This window comes from Janthinobacterium sp. MP5059B, from assembly GCF_001758645.1.
Lineage (GTDB): Bacteria > Pseudomonadota > Gammaproteobacteria > Burkholderiales > Burkholderiaceae_D > Janthinobacterium > Janthinobacterium lividum.
Window position 1 is genome coordinate 602,436 of the sequence record NZ_LRHX01000016.1, and the last position, 16,265, is coordinate 618,700.

Below are 16,265 nucleotides of genomic sequence, written 5' to 3' on the forward strand. Positions count from 1 at the left end.
CGTTACAGAAATGTAAGATGGAACGGAAATTGAGTCAAGCACGATTCGTCAAGTATGGGTCGGTGGCCGGCCCATGGCGCGCAGGAATTGCTGCTGCGAGGCGTGCAGCTGGCCGTAACCGAGTTCGCGGTACACGAGGCCATGGCGCGGCGCCAGTTCGGCCAGGATGCGCGCCAGCGCCGGGTAATGGCGGTGGTTCCAGGTGGGGAACAAATGGTGCGTCAGATGCAGATTCAAGCCGCCCAGCCAGTAGCCGAGCCAGCGCAGGGCACGCGGCCTTGGCGTCCAGTCGCAGGCCGTATAAAACGTGTGCTGGTACCAGTCGTGCGGCAGGGTGCCATCCTGCCCCGGCTGGAAAAACTCCACTTCGGCCCAGTGCGTGCCGAGGATCAGCGCCACCAGCGCGCACGAGGCGATCATCTGGCCCACGAAATACGCGCCCAGCACCACGCCCCAGCCGATGCCGTGCTGCTGCAGCACCCACATGGGCAGCGCCAGCACCAGCGCCACGTGGCCCAGCTTCCAGCCCAGGAACGACAGCCAGCCACGCCATCCCTGCAGCCGGCTGTGCGCCGCCACGGGCGTCTTGCCGAAGCGGTCCAGCCAGTCGCCATACCAGTTCAGATAAGGCAGCGACAGGGCCGCCACCACGGGCCAGTACAGGTATTGGTAGCGGTACTGCGGCGACCAGCGTTGGAACGGTGTCTGGCGCAAAAACGGATTCGGCTCCGTGTCGAGGTCATAGCCTTCCACGTTGGCATACGTGTGATGGAAGTGCACGTGGCGGATGGTCCAGAAATCCGTGTCCACGCCCACGGGCAAGCCCACCAGGCGGATCAGCACGCGGTTCCAGGCTCCCTGGCGGAAGATGGCGCTGTGGGCCGCGTCGTGCAGGGTATTCATGGCCAGCGCCATGGCCGCGACCAGGCAAGCCACATAGCTGGCGGCAAACGGCCAGGTGCTGCCGGCGCTCAAGGCCAGCGCATACAGCCCCACCGTCAGCGCGGCCAGAAACACGGTTTTCGCATGCAGGCGCGCGTCGCCGAAGCGGTGTCTTCCTTTGTCCGCCAGGTAGGCGTCGGCGCGCGCGCGCAATTCGCGGCGGAAGGCGGAATCGCGGGCGGGCTGGAAGCGCAGCGGCGGCAGCGAAGGTACAGGCTGCGTCACGCGCGCGTCCCCGCCGCTGCTGGCCACCACAGGCGGCGCGCGCCGTCGAGGCCATGCGCCAGCAGCGCAGCCAGGAAGACCATGCCCCACGCATCGCGCGCGCCATACCAGCCCAGGAACAGCAGCGGCATGGCCACGGCGATGGCAACCCAGGCGATGGCGCCCCAGCGGCGCGCATCCGACAGGCCGCCCAACGCCAGGGTGCCGCCAAAGATCAGCGCAAACAGGATGGCCTGCTGCGCGCCGGCCAGCACCGCTTCGTGGTTGACGTAATAAATTACGAGGCCAAACAGGATTACGCCGCCGATACCGATGAACAGCTCGGGCACGTGGAAAGTGCCGCGCGACTGCCAGTGGGGAAAACGCGCGCGCAGCCATTTGAACAGTTTGCCGTTGCTGGCCAGTAGCGGGTTGTGCGTGGGTGTCATGCCCTTCACGCCATAGCGCATTTCCACGCCCTCGAGCTCGGGCTGGAAACTGCCGAACAGCCTGTCCCACAGCAGCAAAGTACCGCCGAAATTGCGGTTGATATAGCGTTTATCGGTGCCGTGGTGCACGCGGTGGTGCGACGGCGTGACCATGAATTTGTCGAGGATGCCGGACTTGTTCACCAGCGCATTGTGGTTGTAGAACTGCACCGTGTAATGCAGGGACGAGACGACAAGGAAGATTTCCAGCGGCACGCCCAGCACGGCCAGGATGGCGATGAAGGGGAAATTCGTCAGCGACGAATACCAGGAATTGCGCACACCCAGCGACAGGTTGAAATGCTCGCCCTGGTGGTGCACCACGTGCACGGCCCACAGCAAAGGGATTTTATGATGCAGCCGGTGCATCCAGTAAAAGCACAAATCCCAGGCAAAAAAAGCGAAGACCCACTGCGCCGCCACGGGCCACTGGTCGACGATGTGCAGGTTCACATGGCGCAGCAGCAGGGCGAAGGCCGCCACTTCCACGCCGCGGAACACCCACATCAATATGTGCCCCGAATTGAGGTTGAAGATCACGTCCTTCCACGGTACGGGGGTCTTGCGCACCCATTTCAGGATCAGCAGTTCGGCCAGCACGAAGGCCAGCATGATCAAAAACGACAGGGCAAATGGATTCATCATGGTGCGGTTTTCATGGAAACGGCGCGGCGGGCAGCCAAGGATACCTGCATTTTCGCCAGCATGCCGCCAGCGATGCCAACGGCCAGGCCGGCAGCCAGATCGATGCTCACGTGCCGGCGCAGAGCGATGATGGCATAGCAGATGGCCAGGCCCAGCGCCACGGCCAGCGCGGAGCGCAGCAGATGGCGCCTGCCGCACAAGGCCCACACGCACAGCAACGTCAGGGCGCCGTGCAGCGACGGCAGGCAGTTTTGCGTGGAATCCGCCGCCTGCAGCATGCGCAGCGCCTGCGTGCTCCAGGCATTGCCTGCACCGACGGGCGGATACGCGAGGGTGGTCGGATACAGCAGGAACACCACGCCGCACATGACGGCGGAAAGCGCCATGGCGCGCGCCAGCCAGCGCACCCGCGCCGCATCGGCCGCCAGGTAGGCGTACGGGATCAGGATGAAGAAGGACAGGTACAGCCAGATGGCGGCGTCCGTATAGGGAATGGCGCGGTCGATAGCCGTTTCCGGCAGCAGCACGCCCTGCCCTTGCAGCAGGTCGCTGGAAAAATACACGAGGCCGACGCTGCCCCAGCCGGCCAGCAAATGCAGCAGGCGGCCGCGTACGGTCATGGAAGAAGGGTTCATGCGGTCGCAAGGCGCCGGATGCGGCGCCGTTTCATGGTGGGATCAAAGGGAGGCAGTTCAGCGCTCGTCGTCCAGGCCAGGCCGTCGACGGCCACGCCGAGGCCCTGCAGCACCGCTGCCAGGTGCGCACGCAGGGCGGCCAGTCCTGCCTCGTCGAGCGCTGCATGCAATTGCAGGGATGCGTCGCCCGACTGCACCAGGCGGTAATCGGCGTCGGGCGGCAAGGCTTGCGCAAAGGCCCGCGTCAGCACGTCGGCAAACACGGCGACAGCTTCGCCGCCATGCGCGGACGGCAAGGATGGCAAGAACAGCATGTCGTCGCAGCGTCCTTCGATGCCATCGATGGCGCGCGTGGCGCGGCCGCACGGGCATGGCGTGGCGCGCGCGATCAGGATGTCGTCCAGGCGGTAGCGCACGATGGGCTGCGTGATGCGCGTAAAGTCCGTAATCACGGGGACGAAGCGCCGCTGCTCTCCATCGAGCCACTGCGGCTCGATATGCACGTACTCTTCGTTCAGGTGCAGCACGCCGTGCTCGCAGCTGCTGGCGAGAAAACCCTCGGTGGCTTGGTAGATTTCATGCACGGCGCCAAACGCCTGCACGATCAGTGCGCGGTCCTGCGCTTCCAGCACTTCGGCCACCGAGATGACTTTTTTCGGCGCCAGCGCCAGGCTGCCATCGATGACGCGCAAGGCCAGCTGGCGCAGCACCTGGGCCGGCGCGACGATGACGGAAGGCCGATATTGCGCCAGCTGCCCGCACAGGCTGTCGAACGGTTCGAACAAATCGTAAAAGGCAAAGGTGAGCCATGGCGAGCGCACGGCCGTGTACAGATTGCTGTTCGCGCGCAGGAACAGGGCGACCCGTTCGCCGGAGAACAGGCCGTCGGGCAGCGCCTTGGCCAGCATCACGCCCGCCCATTGGGCCTTTTCGCGGGGGCTGACGGTAAACACGGCGCGCCGCGACGAGGTACCGGACGACAGGCCCACCGTGATGTCGCCGACGGCCGGCGTAAAGTCGCGGCTCTGCTCGGCCGCCATGGCTGCCGCCATCGCCTGCGCCAAAGTCACCCCTTGCGTATTCATGGCGTCGAAATGCTCGAGCATCAGCGCCTTGTTCATCGTCGGCCACTGCGCCAGCGGCAAGCCGCGGTACGGGGCGAAATAGCGGCTGCGCGCACACAGCGTGTCGATGAAGCGGGCCAGCTGCACCTGCTGGTAGGCGTCCAGCCGGGCGCGGTCCGCAAAGCGCAGGCGGCGCGTGCGCCAGTACGACAGCAACAGCCAGAAGATACGCTTCACAGGCGGCCCGCCACAGGAACATAGTCCGCCGTGTCTTCATGCGTGATGCGGATCTGCGCATTGCCCGACTGGTGCAACTGGTGCAGCCGGTTCAGGGTGGCGTAATACGGCGCGCGCTTGTGCTGGATGATAAACGACAGTTCGGACGGTCCGCGCAGCTGCTGGAAACTTTCCGGCACCCAGGCCGCGTCGGACGCCAGCAGGGTCCAGCCGCTCTCCTGCAGCACGAAGGCGCCCAGATGGCCGATAGCGTGGCCGGGCAGGTCGACGATGTAGATCTCGCCCGTGCCGCTGACGTCGCGCCCGTGCGTGAATGGCAGCAGGGCGGCCGGCAAGGCCGTCTCGGGCACGCTTTCCACGAAATCCAGGCGGTCGGCGATGTCGTTTGGCAGCAGCTCGGGCACGAAGGCCTGGCGCACGGCGGCCACGCCGGACAGTCCCCGCACGGCGTCCCAGCCCGTTTTGGAGGCCATCAGCCGCGCGCCGGGAAAGTCGCGCAGGCCCGCGATATGGTCGGCGTGGAAGTGCGACAGCAGCAAGGTATGGATATCGCCGGGCGAGACGCCATGCGCGCGCAGCTGGCCCTGCAACGATTCACGCTCTTCGAAGGAAATCGGCGTCACCCACGCATACATGCGGTACACGCCCTTCGATGTGGCGGCGCGGAAGTGCTCTGCGTAACCCGTGTCCCACAGGTACAGGCCCGCGCGCGTCGCTATCAGGTAGGCGCGCGAGGGGAAGCAGCGGCTGGCCAGCCCGCTGCCTTTCAAGACCATGCACGAAGGATGCGTGCAGTGACCGACGCGAAACGCGGTGATGCTAGCCATTGCGCTCCTTGCCCACCTTGTGCGCCGCCGCTTCCTGGCGCATCCACTGCGCCGTGCGGGCAATGCCGTCCTGCAGGCTGACGATGGGACGGTAGCCGAGCACCTTGCGCGCCTTGGCGCTGTCGAGCGTCATGTCGAAGCTGAGCGCACCGATGCTGTAGGGCGTCAGCGATGGCTCGCGGCGCGTGAAGCGCGAGGCGAACTGCATCAGGCGCGCCACCAGCGCCAGCACGCGGTACGGCACGCTGACGATCTCGAACGGCTGCTGCAGATGGTCGCAGAACAGGGTGCGCAAAATGTCGCACAAGCGCGCCGGCTCGCCATTCGTGATGTTGAAGGCGGCGCCGGAAGCGATGGTCTTGTGCACGGTGGCCAGCCACATCGCATGCACGACATTGTCGACATAGGTGATGTCGATGGTAGCCGCGCCGCCATTGGGCAGCGGCAGCTTGCCGCCGCGCTGTTCCAGCACCCTCGCCAGGCGCGGAATCAGCACCTGGTCGTGCGGGCCGAAGATGGCGCGCGGGCGCAGGATCACGCACGTCATGCCGCGGTGGCGGTCGACGCAGTCCTGCACCAGCTTTTCCGCCATCGCCTTGCTGCGCGCATACGCGTTGACAAAGGCATCGGGGCGGAAGGTTTCCGGCACGTCGTAGCGGTTGCGGTAATCGAAATAGATGGCCGGCGTGGAGATGTGCACGAAGCGCGCCACGTGCAGGCTGGCGGCCGCGCGCAGCAGCTGGGCCGTGGCCGTGACGTTGGCGGCGATGAAATCGCGCTCGGGGCCCCATGGCGACGACAGCGCGGCGCAGTGCCAGACGGTATCCATGCCGCGCACCAGCTCATCGACCTGGCGCGGTGATGCCTGTGCCAGGTCGAGCGCCACGAATTGCGCGCCCATGCGTTCCAGTTCGCGGCCCACGGCGGCGTTGCGGCCCGTGGCGCGCACTTCCACGCCCTGCGCCAGCAGGGTGCGCACGGCATTGCGCCCCAGCCCGCCCGTCGCTCCCGTGACCAGTATCCGCCTCATCACACCACCTTTACAGGTCAAGAATCATGCCGCCGATGGTCAGGCCCGCGGCCGTGCCCATCATCAGCAAACGCTGGCCTGCCACGGCCCGCCCCGTCATCACCGCCTCGTGCAGGGCGGTAGGCAAGGACGCGGCCACCTGGTTGCCGTGCGTTTCAAAGATCTTGATGATTTTAGCATCGGGAACGTCAAGGATGCGCGCCGCATGCGCGAGCCCCAATGGGCTGGCCTGGTGCGGCACGACCACGTCGACTCTTTCCAGTCCCGCGCCCGATTCCAGCATTAGTTCCGCCAGGAAATCCGGCATCACCTTGACGGCCAGGCGGAACACGGCCTTGCCATCCATGCGGAACAGATAATCGCCCGGTTCGCAGCCATTGCGCGGGTTGCGCTCGGTGCCGCCGCCGCGGATTTCGCAGTAGCGCCGCCCTTCCGGATACGTGCCCATCTTGTAGGCGCGGATGCCGGCGCTGCCATCGCCCCGCTCGACGATGACGGCGGCGGCGCCGTCGCCAAAGATCATCGACGCTTCCGGCTCGCTCCAGTCGACGCCGCGCGAGGCGAGGTCGGACGAAACGATGGCGATGCGCCGGTAGGCGCTCCCCGCCAGCATGGAGGCGGCCACGCGGAAGGCGGCCATGAAACTGAGGCAGCTGGCGTTGACGTCGAAGCTTTGCGTGCCTGGCGGCAATCCCGCATGTTCGGCCACGAAGCAGGCCGTATTCGGCAAGGCCTGCTCGGGCACGCCGTTGGCGCAGATCAGCAGGTCGATGTCGGCCGGACGCAGGCTGGCATTTTTCAGCGCGTCGAGCAGGGCGGCGGCGCCCAGCTGGCTTTGCGATTCATCGGGCGCGGCGACAAAGCGCGACAGCACGCCGCTCTTGCGCAGGGTGTAGCCGGCTGGATGGCCCAATGTCAGGTCCAGGCTTGCGGAAGTCACACTATGCGACGGCACGGCCTTGCCCGTCGCGATCAGGCGAACTGGAATCATGTTGGCCTTAAAAAAGTAAAGTAAATACGGTTGATGTATGGTCTATGCGCTAATCGCGTGCCAGCGGCGGCAAATCGACGCCGCAGTTCTTGCAGAAATTGGCATCGTCATCGAGCCCTTCTTTCAGGCACGTGGGGCAGGTACGCGTGGTCACCAGCTTGGAACTGCGCTGTACCGTCATTTCCGCGCTGATAATGCCGGTAGGCACTGCCAGGATGCCCCAGCCGAGCAACATCATCAGCGAAGCGATGGTGCGCCCGATGTCGGTGCGCGGCGTGATATCGCCGAAACCGACCGTGGTCATGGTGCTGATGGCCCAGTATATCGACGTGGGGATACTGCTGAAACCGTTTTCCGGCCCTTCCACGACGTACATCACAGTACCCAGCAGAAAGACCACCATCATGACAAAAGACAAGAAAATGAGAATCTTGCGCCGACTGGCCAGCAAGGCCCGCCCCAGCACCGTGTATTCATGCACATACGACGTGAGCTTGAGGATACGGAACATGCGCAGCAGGCGCAAAATGCGCACGTCGATCAGCACGTGCGCGCCCGGCAGCAGCAAGCCGATGTAGGTCGGCACGATGGCCAGCAAGTCGATAATGCCGAAAAAACTCTTGGCGTAGCGCACAGGATGCTGCAGGCACGACAGGCGGGCGAAATATTCGATGGTAAATAAAATGGTGAAAAACCATTCCAGCGCCGTCAGCCAGGTGCCATAGCGCTCGGCCACGGAGGCGACGCTGCTGAGCACGACCACCGTCACGCTGATCAGGATGGCGGCGATCAGCAGCAGGTCGAAGGCGCGGCCCGTGCGCGTTTCCGCCTCGAAAATGACGGTGTACACCTGCTCGCGCCAGCCCCGCTCGGGCTTGCCATATTTCTGCTGCGTTTCCTGCGCCGCCAGTTGCTGCGGCGTCAGGGGCGCCGCGCCGCTCTTCGTCGCGGCTTTCATGTGGGTAGTGTGCTCATATACTATTATTGTATAGATAATTGACAAAGCACGGCGACACGCACGGTTGGGCTACAGGTTTCATTACAACAACACTACGACAGCTTTTTCGCCAGCAGCACGGCATTGCGCCGGTCGCGCTCGGCCTGCACGATGTCCGTCGTGCGTGCTTCCGAGATGCCCACCGTGTGCAGCACGGTGGCCGTCAGCTGCAGCGCCGATTCCAGCGCCTCGGGCACGACCAGGGTAGCGCCCGCCTGTATCAGGGCCACGGCATGCGCCTCGTCACGGGCCCGCGCATACACGGGCAGCTGCGGATATTCGCGGCGTATCGATTTCACGGCATGCAGCACGGACGCCGCATGGTCCATGGTCAGCACCACGGCGGCGGCCCGGTCCGCATTGACCTTTTGCAACAGTTCCGCGCGCGACGCATCGCCGAAATACACGGGGAAACCGCGCGGATGCAGGGTCGTCACCAGGCGCGCATCGTTTTCAATCGCCACATACGCGATATCCTGTTCCGTCAGCACCTTGGCCAGCAACTGCCCCACCCGGCCGAAACCGGCGATGATGACGGTGTTGCCCTGCGGCGGCAGCGCGCCGTGCGCCAGGTCGGCCAGCTGATGGTGGTGGCGCTGTTCCCACCAGTTGCCGAAAGCGCGCGCCGCCTTGGCCAGCGCCGGCGTGGCGAACAGGCTCAGGCCTACCACCAGCATGACGAACTGCGCCACCTGCGGTCCGATCAGCTTGGTACCGAGCGCATACGCGACGACGATGAAGGCAAATTCGCCGCCCTGCCCCAGCAGCACGCCCGTTTCCACGGCGCGCCCCCAGTGAAAGCCGCCGATGCGGAAAATCAGGCTGATGACAAGGGTTTTCAAGGCAAACAGGCTCAGCACGGCTAGGGGAATCAGGACCGGCGACTTGAGGATTTCGCGCACGTCGATCTGCATGCCCACGGACATGAAGAACAAGCCCATCAGCAAGCCTTTGAAGGGCTCGATCGTCACTTCCACTTCGTGGCGAAATTCCGTTTCCGCCAGCAGCAGGCCGGCCAGCAAGGCGCCCAGCGCCATCGACAAACCCGCCAGATAGGTCAATCCCGCGATGCCCAGGGTGCTGAGCAGAGTCAAGGCCATGAACACGTCGGGCTGGCGTTTCTTGACGAAAAACTGGAACAGCGGACGAATCACGCGGCGGCCCAGCAGATAGATCAGCAGGATGGCGCCGGCCGATTTCACGGCCGCAAAGCTGAGCAGATACGCGAGGTCGTCGCTGCGCCCGCTGGCGAACACGTCGATCAGGATGAACAGCGGCACCACCATCAGATCCTGGAACATCAAAATGGAAAACCCCGCCTGGCCGGCCGGCGTCTGCAGCGAGCGCTGGTCGGTCAGCAACTGCATCACCACGGCCGTCGACGACAGCGACAGCACCAGACCCAGCACGATGGACGCTTCCAGCGACAGGCCAAAGTAATACGCCACACCGCCGATCAGGCAGGCGCTGACCGCTACCTGCCCCACGCCCGCGCCAAATACCCAGCGCCGCAGCGCCCACAGCCGTTCCGTCGACAGTTCCAGGCCGATCATGAACATCAAAAACATCACGCCCAGCTCGGCCAGGCCGCTGACCTGCTCGGCACGAACGAACGAGAAATACGTCAGCCACGTGAACTCGCCAGCCCACAGGCCGAAGCCAAACGGGCCGAACAGGGCGCCGACGGCCAGGAAACCGAGGACCTGGTTGACCTTCAGGCGTTGCAATAACGGAATAAAAATCCCGGCCAGGGCGAGAAACAGCAGGGTTTCCCGTAAATACGGTAAGGCGTGTTGCTCTTCCAAGATAATCCTAATTGAATGGCATTCATGCTGAATTTACAATTGTCGCATGCTGAGCAAGGGCACAGCAGGCGCATCCGCGATATTTTTTCCACAAGGCAACATAACCGCTACTTGCCATCCGCTTTCGGCGGCGCCAGCATGTCGGCACGGGGGCGGTCCCAGCCCGGCACATAGGCGGGGCATGGCCGGCCACGGAACTGCTGCAATTCAACCGTGGTGAAATTCGGCAACATGCCGGGGTTGAAGCGCACGTCCGTCAGCTTGTCCGCATTCAACCTGGGCATGCGGGCAAAGCGGAACCACGCGTCGACATAGCAATTGTCTTCCTGCAAAGCGCGCAAGGTGGCCAGGCTGCCCGCCGCTTGCGCGGACACGGCGATGCCGGGCGCCAGTTGCTGTCCCCGCTTGCCCGTCTCGGCCAGTCCCGCCGGGCAGGCGGCGGGCGCCAGCGACTTCGGCAGCAGGCTCAGCGTGCCGCGCCGCAAGGTGTACATGTCCGTTTTGCTGTCGAGCGAGACATAGATCCAGCACAGCGGGTTGCTGGGAAACGCCGTCATCGCCACATCCCACACGCGCGTGCCGGGATCCAGGCGCTGCACGGCCGCCTCGATGCGCGCGCGGCCGAGGGCCGAGGCCACGCCCTGGGTGCCGATGAACGTGGCGGCCAGCGCGAAGGCCAGCAGCAACGGTCCGCGTCCCCGCTCGCCGGCCCGTCCTTGCAGCACGGCCAGGATCACGCCCAGCCCCAGCAGCATGGCCAGCGAAGCGGGCGCCAGGTAGGTTTTATAGGTGAAGAAACACAGGGCCGCCGCCAGCCCCGCCAGCAGCACGCTTTTGACGATGCCGTAGTGCAAAGACATGATCACGGGCACGCCCAGCAGCACCCAGAACATGGGCTCGACAATGAAGACCATGTCGCCATACAGCCAGCGGCTGTCAAACGGGTAAAACGGGTGCAAGCCATAGGAATTGAGGAAATCCATGCCCATGTGCAAACAGAATCCCAGCAACAGGCAAGCCGCCAGGCCGATGCGGGCGGGCACGCTGCTTTTCAGCAACCGGCGCGCACCGGGCCATAGCAGCCACAACAGGGCCAGCAACAGCAGCGCCTGGGGCAAGGCCAGCAGCAAGGTATGCGTGTGGCCCCGGTGGTGCAGCATGTAGCCGAACGGGCGCGGCAGCAGCTTGGTCAGCACCAGGTCCAGGTCCGGCGCGTTGCTGGCAAACCAGGCCGAAAATAAAAACAGCGCGCGCCGGGTGCGCTGGGCGGGGACCTGCGGCTCGGGCGGCAGGCTGCGGTGTACCAGTTCGCCGACCCCGAGGCCGATGACCGAATGCGTAATATTATCCATCGGGCAATTTTACAGGACGCCCGCCCCCGCGTGCGCGTGCGCTACAGCTTTTCCAGCTCCGGCCCGCGCATGCCGACCAGCAAGGCGCGCCCGTCCGGCATCACGCGGAACTCGCCATAACGGGCTTTTTCCCAGCGCGCCGCCTCGCCTTCCTTGAAGAACCAGGCATCGCTGACCAGCACCCAGTTCCCATCCTTCGGCGTCAGCTCGAGCAGGAATTCGCCGGGCGCAAGGGCTTCCCTGGTGTACGGGCGCAGCAGTTCCGCCACGCCGCGCGCATCGCGCGTGGCCACGACGAGGGGCCGGCCAGGCGCCCGGTCCACGCTGGCCAGCGTGCTCAGGACGCCAAGGTTGACGAAATTGAGGCGCATGTAGTCGCCCTGCATCAGCGAGCGGGGATCGACGGGTTCCAGCGCCACGAAGATCGCTTGTCCTTTGGCAATCAGCTGCTCTTTTTGCCAGATGCCACCATTAGCGACCAGCAACACCAGCAGCAAGCCGCCCAGCACGCCCAGGCGCGCGGCGCGGTGTTCGGTGGCCACGCCCGCCGGTTTGCTTTCCACCAGGTGCAGCACGGCGCCGCGCATGGCCAGCCACGACAGGGCGCACAGCACGGCGCCAGCCACGGCCAGCAACGCCGCCTTGCTGGCCAGCGGCCAGGCCAGCTGATAATAAAAGCTGCCGAGTATCCATGCGGCGGCCAGCGCGGCCGCCACGGCCACGCGCGAGCGCCCGCTCGTCAGGCAATACGCGAGGATCAGCAGCACGGGCCCCAGCGCCGGCATGAACCAGGACAGCACGACCAGCACCAGCGCCACGCCGATGGCGGGCAACTGGCGCAACGCCGGCCAGCGCCATCCCGTCCAGGCGGCAGCCGCCATGGCCAGCACGAGCGACACCCCATTCAAGGCTTGCGCATACCAGGCGCCGGCCTGGTGCCGGGTCACTTCGCGCGCCACTTCGCCGGCAAAACCACCGCCCAAGGCGCCGCCCAGCATGAAGGTCATGCCGGACCAGAAGACCAGTCCCAGCAAGATTGCCAGGACCCACCCCGTCGACAGCGACTCCAGGAAGGCGGCGACGGACGCGCCGCGGCCATCGTTGAAGGCTTGCTTCTGCAGCCAGTGGGCGCCCAGCCACAGGGCCAGGGCCAGCATCCAGGCCAGATACAGTTGCGTGGGGTCGTTTTCGAAAATAAAGTCGCGCGTGCTATCGACGATGCCCAGCCCCAGCAAGCCGCAGGCGACCAGCCCCAGCAGCACCCGCAGCCAGTCGCGCGGCAAGGCGGCGGCCACCACCAGGCATGCCAGGCACAGCAGCAGCGACGCCGTCTGCGTGGAATAGTCGCGGTACAGGGCATAACCGAGCAAGCCGCCGCCCACCAGCAGGCATGGCACGGCCAGCTGTTCGACGAACAGCGCCACGCCGCGCGTGCGGATCAGCAGCACGGCCGCCACCAGTACGATGGCGGCGACGACATACGCGCCGGGTCCGTGGCGCACGACGCTTTCCAGGCCCACGCCCAGCGCAATCATCAGGGGAATGGCGGCCAGCCAGGCGCCGAAGGCCGTCATCAGCACCAGCGGCCACGGCCGTACATCCTGCACGGGACGGGTGGCGTTGGGCGGCAGCAGTCCGGCGCGCGTGGCGTCGTCGATCAGGGTGGCGAGCGCATCGGCTCGTTGACCATGGATAGTGTTCATACCGCCTCCCGGCGCGTGCGCCACAGGATGCCCTGCACGGTCAGCGCCAGCAGCACGGCGGCCAGCAAGCCCAGCATGGCCAGCGCGCCGACGCCATCGCCATGGCCGTTGAACAGCACGTGCGTCAGCCCTCCCACCAGCAAGGTGTTGATACCGAGCGCGACGGCGCTCAGGCCGAACACATCAAAGAACCGGCCGGTGGCCAGCAGGACGCCGGCGACGGCCAGCAAGCCCAGTCCCGCCCAGTACGGCGACTCGATATCATTGCCGAACAGGGCGCTGACGCCCGTGCCCGTGATAAGGATGGTGGCCAGTACCAGGCCCAGGCGCAAGGCCCAGCTGCCCGCGCCCGTCCAGCGCGCCAGCAGGGGCGAGACAAACGCACAGGCAAGCAGCACGGCCAGCCAGCCGCTGACGAAAATGGACAGATCGGCCGAATCGATGCGCCAGCTGTGGCGCGCCTGCGCCTGCATCCACAGGGTGGCAGCCGTCGACAGTATCAGCATCCATGGCGTCCACAGCACGTCGCTGCGCGCGACCAGGCACAGGGGCAAGGCCAGCACGGCCCACAGGGCGAACAGCTGCCACGGGTCGGCGCCCGTCTGGTACGTCTGGCCGAAATACGCAAACAGGCCGCCGATGGCCAGCAAGGCCAGCAGCAGCAAGGGCACGCGCGCCTTGGGCACGGCGAAGGCGCCCACGCAGGCGGCGGCCAGCACCCCTTGCAGCAGGGCAAAGCGGCCCATGCGGCCCAGCGCTTCCCAGTTGGCGGCGACCCAGCAGATCAAGCCCATGCCCAGCAGTGCGGCGCCCAGCACGGCCACGCCGCGCGGCAGCCAGTAGGCCAGGCGCGCGGGTTCGCGCTGGAAGCCGGCCACTTCCTGCAACTGCCGGGTTTGTAGGGCATCGAGCGCATGGTCCGAGGCGAGTTGGTACACGGCGAGGCGTAAATCCATCGTCTGCTTTCTTTGTCAGGAAATTGGGGGAGTCAGGTCAGCGCTCGACGCTCACGCCACGCCAGAAGGCGACGTGGCCGGCAATTTGCTTGGCGGCATCCTTGGGCTGGGGGTAATACCAGGCCGCGTTGGCATTCGTCTGGCCACCGACGACGAGGTCGTAATAGCTGGCCGTGCCCTTCCACGGGCAGATGCTCGTGTGGCTGCTGGGACGCAGGTATTCCTGCGTCACCGACGATAAAGGAAAATATACATTGTTTTCAACGACTTGCACCTGCGCATCGGTGGCTTGCGCGATGACAGCGCCATTCCAGCTGGCTGTTGGCATTTGACTATCCTCCTTCTGCGCCGAGTGTAGCGCAAAAAGTCTGCCATGGCGCGCGCCATTGGCGCCCCGTTCAAGCGCCGGCGATGATCTGGCGCAAGGCTTGCTCGAACACTTCAGGCGGCTGCCCCCCGGAAATCAGGTGGCGCTCGTTGATGATGATGGCAGGCACCGAGTTGATACCGTTCTGCTGGTAGAACTGTTCCTGCGCGCGCACCTCGTCCGCGTAGGCGTCCGATGCCAGCACCTCGGCCGCTTTCACGCTATCGAGCCCCACCTTGCCGGCCACGGCCAGCAGCACCGCATGCGAGGATGGATCCTGTCCCTGCGTGAAATAGGCATCGAACAGCGCCATCTTGAGTTGCTTCTGACGCCCTTCCAGCCCGGCCCAGTGCAGCAGACGGTGCGCATCGAAGGTGTTGTAGATGCGGCCGCGCTTGTCCATGGCAAAGGTAAAGCCCAGCTGCTCGCCGCGCGCGCGGATGGCTTCGCGCGACTGCGCCATCTGTTCCGGGGTGGAACCATATTTGCGGGCAATGTGTTCGCCGATATCCTCGCCTTCGGGCGGCATATTGGCGTTCAACTCGAAAGGCTGGAAGTGGATGTCGGCCTGGACGGTGTCTTGCAGCTTGTCCAGCGCCTGCTCCAGCGATTTCAGGCCCACCACGCACCAGGGGCAGGAAACGTCGGACACGAAATCGATACGGATGGGGGTGGGTGTGGCGGGAGTGGAACTCATGGTGGGCAGCCTTTGCGCGAGTCGGTGGCGGCCGCACCGCGCGGCGCCGCAAGCACAGCATATGCGTGCGGGCCGCGGGAAATCAAGCGCTTACTTCTTCTTGACGGTCGCCTTGGCCGCATCCTTCTTGCCGCCGATCTTGCTTTCCTTACCGGAGAGCAAGTTCGCGATGTTCTGGCTGTGGCGATAAGCCAGCAGCACGCTCATGACGATGACGGACAGCAAGATGGGATCGACGCCGAACAGCAAGCCATAGTAAAACGGCGCGAACAGGGCCGCCACCAGCGCTGCCAGCGAGGAATAGCGGAAGGCATAGGCGATGATCAGCCAGGTAGCCAGGGTTGCCAGGCCCAGCCATGGATTGATGCCCAGCAGCACACCGAGGGCCGTGGCCACGCCCTTGCCGCCGACAAAGCGGAAGAACACGGGCCACAAATGGCCGAGGAAAACGGCGATGGCCACCAGGGCCACGGCCGTGTCGCCCACGCCCAGCGCAGTGGCAAAATGGTCGGCCAGGAACACGGCCAGCCAGCCCTTGGCGCCATCGCCCAGCAGGGTCATGATGGCGGCGCCCTTGTTGCCGCTGCGCAGCACGTTGGTGGCACCCGGATTTTTCGAGCCATAGGTGCGCGGATCGGCAATGCCGTAGACCTTGCTCATCACCACGGCAAACGATATCGAGCCGAGCAAGTAAGCGGCCACTGTCATTGCCACGGTTGTGATTACTGGATTCATTTCTTCCCTTTATTGTGTTTATTACACCAGCATCGAGGCTGGCGCAGCAGAATATACACCATGGCCGATGCCCGGTAACAGCCCGTCGTCCATTTCATTAATCCTGCAGGGCGCACTGCACCGGCTTGGCTTGCAACAAATCAACAAGCACCTGCGGCGCCAGCGAGACGAGGAAGCCGCGCCGCCCGCCATTGATATAGATGCGTTCAAGCGCCAGGATCGATTCCTCCACGTACACGGGCATGGCCTTTTTCGTGCCGAACGGCGAGGTGCCGCCGATCATGTAGCCGGAATGGCGCTGCGCCACCTCGGGCTTGCACGGCTCGACGGACTTGCAGCCGATGGCGCGCGCCAGATTCTTGGTCGACACCTTGCAATCGCCATGCATGAGCACGATCATCGGCTTGGCCGCCTCATCCTGCATCACCAGGGTCTTGATCACCGCATGCTCGGGCACGTTCAATTCGCGCGCCGAGACGCTGGTGCCGCCGTGCTCCTCGTACGGATACGGGTGTTCATCGAAGGAAACTTGATGCTTGCGCAGCAACTGCGTCGCCTGGGTCTCGGAAATATGCTCTTTTTTAGCCATG

Annotated in this window: 16 protein-coding genes; all 16 read right to left on the minus strand. The window is 64.9% G+C overall.

Annotation, left to right across the window (positions count from 1 at the left end; genetic code table 11):
* Window positions 1-48: 48 nt before the first annotated feature.
* The 16 genes from JAB1_RS19770 to ybaK all read right to left on the minus strand — a co-directional run bounded on the left by JAB1_RS19770 (window position 49) and on the right by ybaK (window position 16,264).
* The gene (locus JAB1_RS19770; protein WP_070281854.1) at window positions 49-1,167 is read right to left on the minus strand and encodes an acyl-CoA desaturase; all 1,119 of its coding nucleotides are present in this window, start codon (window positions 1,165-1,167) and stop codon (window positions 49-51) included.
* Window positions 1,164-2,279: a sterol desaturase family protein gene (locus JAB1_RS19775; RefSeq protein WP_083299826.1), complete on the minus strand. Its 1,116-nt coding sequence runs from the start codon at window positions 2,277-2,279 to the stop codon at window positions 1,164-1,166. The genes JAB1_RS19770 and JAB1_RS19775 overlap by 4 nt, the downstream gene beginning before the upstream one ends.
* Window positions 2,276-2,914: a phosphatase PAP2 family protein gene (locus JAB1_RS19780; RefSeq protein ID WP_083299827.1), complete on the minus strand. Its 639-nt coding sequence runs from the start codon at window positions 2,912-2,914 to the stop codon at window positions 2,276-2,278. Before JAB1_RS19780 ends, JAB1_RS19775 begins: the two co-directional genes overlap by 4 nt.
* Window positions 2,911-4,215, minus strand: coding sequence for a F390 synthetase-related protein (locus JAB1_RS19785; RefSeq protein ID WP_070281488.1), 1,305 nt, complete (start codon window positions 4,213-4,215; stop codon window positions 2,911-2,913). The genes JAB1_RS19780 and JAB1_RS19785 overlap by 4 nt, the downstream gene beginning before the upstream one ends.
* Window positions 4,212-5,042: an MBL fold metallo-hydrolase gene (locus JAB1_RS19790; protein ID WP_070281489.1), complete on the minus strand. Its 831-nt coding sequence runs from the start codon at window positions 5,040-5,042 to the stop codon at window positions 4,212-4,214. The genes JAB1_RS19785 and JAB1_RS19790 overlap by 4 nt, the downstream gene beginning before the upstream one ends.
* On the minus strand, window positions 5,035-6,072 hold the full coding sequence (locus JAB1_RS19795; RefSeq protein WP_070281490.1) for an SDR family NAD(P)-dependent oxidoreductase: 1,038 nt from the start codon (window positions 6,070-6,072) through the stop codon (window positions 5,035-5,037). Before JAB1_RS19795 ends, JAB1_RS19790 begins: the two co-directional genes overlap by 8 nt.
* A 10-nt stretch (window positions 6,073-6,082) precedes the next feature.
* Complete coding sequence (locus JAB1_RS19800; protein WP_070281491.1) at window positions 6,083-7,063, minus strand: 3-oxoacyl-[acyl-carrier-protein] synthase III C-terminal domain-containing protein; 981 nt, start codon at window positions 7,061-7,063, stop codon at window positions 6,083-6,085.
* 49 nt (window positions 7,064-7,112) lie between these two features.
* Window positions 7,113-8,021, minus strand: coding sequence for an ion transporter (locus JAB1_RS19805; protein ID WP_034779933.1), 909 nt, complete (start codon window positions 8,019-8,021; stop codon window positions 7,113-7,115).
* Between the two features lie 92 nt (window positions 8,022-8,113).
* Window positions 8,114-9,865, minus strand: a complete 1,752-nt coding sequence (locus tag JAB1_RS19810) for a cation:proton antiporter (RefSeq protein ID WP_070281492.1) — start codon at window positions 9,863-9,865, stop codon at window positions 8,114-8,116.
* Between the two features lie 107 nt (window positions 9,866-9,972).
* Window positions 9,973-11,217, minus strand: coding sequence for a metal-dependent hydrolase (locus tag JAB1_RS19815; protein ID WP_070281493.1), 1,245 nt, complete (start codon window positions 11,215-11,217; stop codon window positions 9,973-9,975).
* A gap of 41 nt (window positions 11,218-11,258) precedes the next feature.
* Window positions 11,259-12,920 carry a GDYXXLXY domain-containing protein gene (locus JAB1_RS19820; RefSeq protein ID WP_070281494.1) on the minus strand — a complete coding sequence of 554 codons (1,662 nt, stop codon included), beginning with the start codon at window positions 12,918-12,920 and terminating at the stop codon, window positions 11,259-11,261.
* On the minus strand, window positions 12,917-13,876 hold the full coding sequence (locus JAB1_RS19825; RefSeq protein WP_070281495.1) for a DUF2157 domain-containing protein: 960 nt from the start codon (window positions 13,874-13,876) through the stop codon (window positions 12,917-12,919). Before JAB1_RS19825 ends, JAB1_RS19820 begins: the two co-directional genes overlap by 4 nt.
* A gap of 37 nt (window positions 13,877-13,913) precedes the next feature.
* A complete protein-coding gene (locus JAB1_RS19830; RefSeq protein ID WP_070281496.1) occupies window positions 13,914-14,204 on the minus strand; it encodes a DUF427 domain-containing protein in 291 nt (96 codons plus the stop codon).
* Window positions 14,205-14,274: 70 nt separating this feature from the next.
* Window positions 14,275-14,940 carry a DsbA family oxidoreductase gene (locus JAB1_RS19835; protein ID WP_070281497.1) on the minus strand — a complete coding sequence of 222 codons (666 nt, stop codon included), beginning with the start codon at window positions 14,938-14,940 and terminating at the stop codon, window positions 14,275-14,277.
* 90 nt (window positions 14,941-15,030) lie between these two features.
* The gene (gene plsY / locus JAB1_RS19840) at window positions 15,031-15,675 is read right to left on the minus strand and encodes a glycerol-3-phosphate 1-O-acyltransferase PlsY (protein WP_230520638.1); all 645 of its coding nucleotides are present in this window, start codon (window positions 15,673-15,675) and stop codon (window positions 15,031-15,033) included.
* A gap of 97 nt (window positions 15,676-15,772) precedes the next feature.
* Complete coding sequence (ybaK, locus tag JAB1_RS19845) at window positions 15,773-16,264, minus strand: Cys-tRNA(Pro) deacylase (protein WP_070281498.1); 492 nt, start codon at window positions 16,262-16,264, stop codon at window positions 15,773-15,775.
* Window position 16,265: the final 1 nt, after the last annotated feature.

Coding starts and splice junctions, on each gene's coding strand:
- JAB1_RS19775 (WP_083299826.1), bottom strand. CDS start 2,279: ATGATGAATCCATTTGCCCTGTCGTTTTTGATCATGCTGGCCTTCGTG.
- JAB1_RS19835 (WP_070281497.1), bottom strand. CDS start 14,940: ATGAGTTCCACTCCCGCCACACCCACCCCCATCCGTATCGATTTCGTG.
- JAB1_RS19825 (WP_070281495.1), bottom strand. CDS start 13,876: ATGGATTTACGCCTCGCCGTGTACCAACTCGCCTCGGACCATGCGCTC.
- JAB1_RS19795 (WP_070281490.1), bottom strand. CDS start 6,072: ATGAGGCGGATACTGGTCACGGGAGCGACGGGCGGGCTGGGGCGCAAT.
- JAB1_RS19790 (WP_070281489.1), bottom strand. CDS start 5,042: ATGGCTAGCATCACCGCGTTTCGCGTCGGTCACTGCACGCATCCTTCG.
- JAB1_RS19820 (WP_070281494.1), bottom strand. CDS start 12,920: ATGAACACTATCCATGGTCAACGAGCCGATGCGCTCGCCACCCTGATC.
- JAB1_RS19780 (WP_083299827.1), bottom strand. CDS start 2,914: ATGAACCCTTCTTCCATGACCGTACGCGGCCGCCTGCTGCATTTGCTG.
- JAB1_RS19805 (WP_034779933.1), bottom strand. CDS start 8,021: ATGAAAGCCGCGACGAAGAGCGGCGCGGCGCCCCTGACGCCGCAGCAA.
- plsY (WP_230520638.1), bottom strand. CDS start 15,675: ATGAATCCAGTAATCACAACCGTGGCAATGACAGTGGCCGCTTACTTG.
- JAB1_RS19815 (WP_070281493.1), bottom strand. CDS start 11,217: ATGGATAATATTACGCATTCGGTCATCGGCCTCGGGGTCGGCGAACTG.
- ybaK (WP_070281498.1), bottom strand. CDS start 16,264: ATGGCTAAAAAAGAGCATATTTCCGAGACCCAGGCGACGCAGTTGCTG.
- JAB1_RS19800 (WP_070281491.1), bottom strand. CDS start 7,063: ATGATTCCAGTTCGCCTGATCGCGACGGGCAAGGCCGTGCCGTCGCAT.
- JAB1_RS19830 (WP_070281496.1), bottom strand. CDS start 14,204: ATGCCAACAGCCAGCTGGAATGGCGCTGTCATCGCGCAAGCCACCGAT.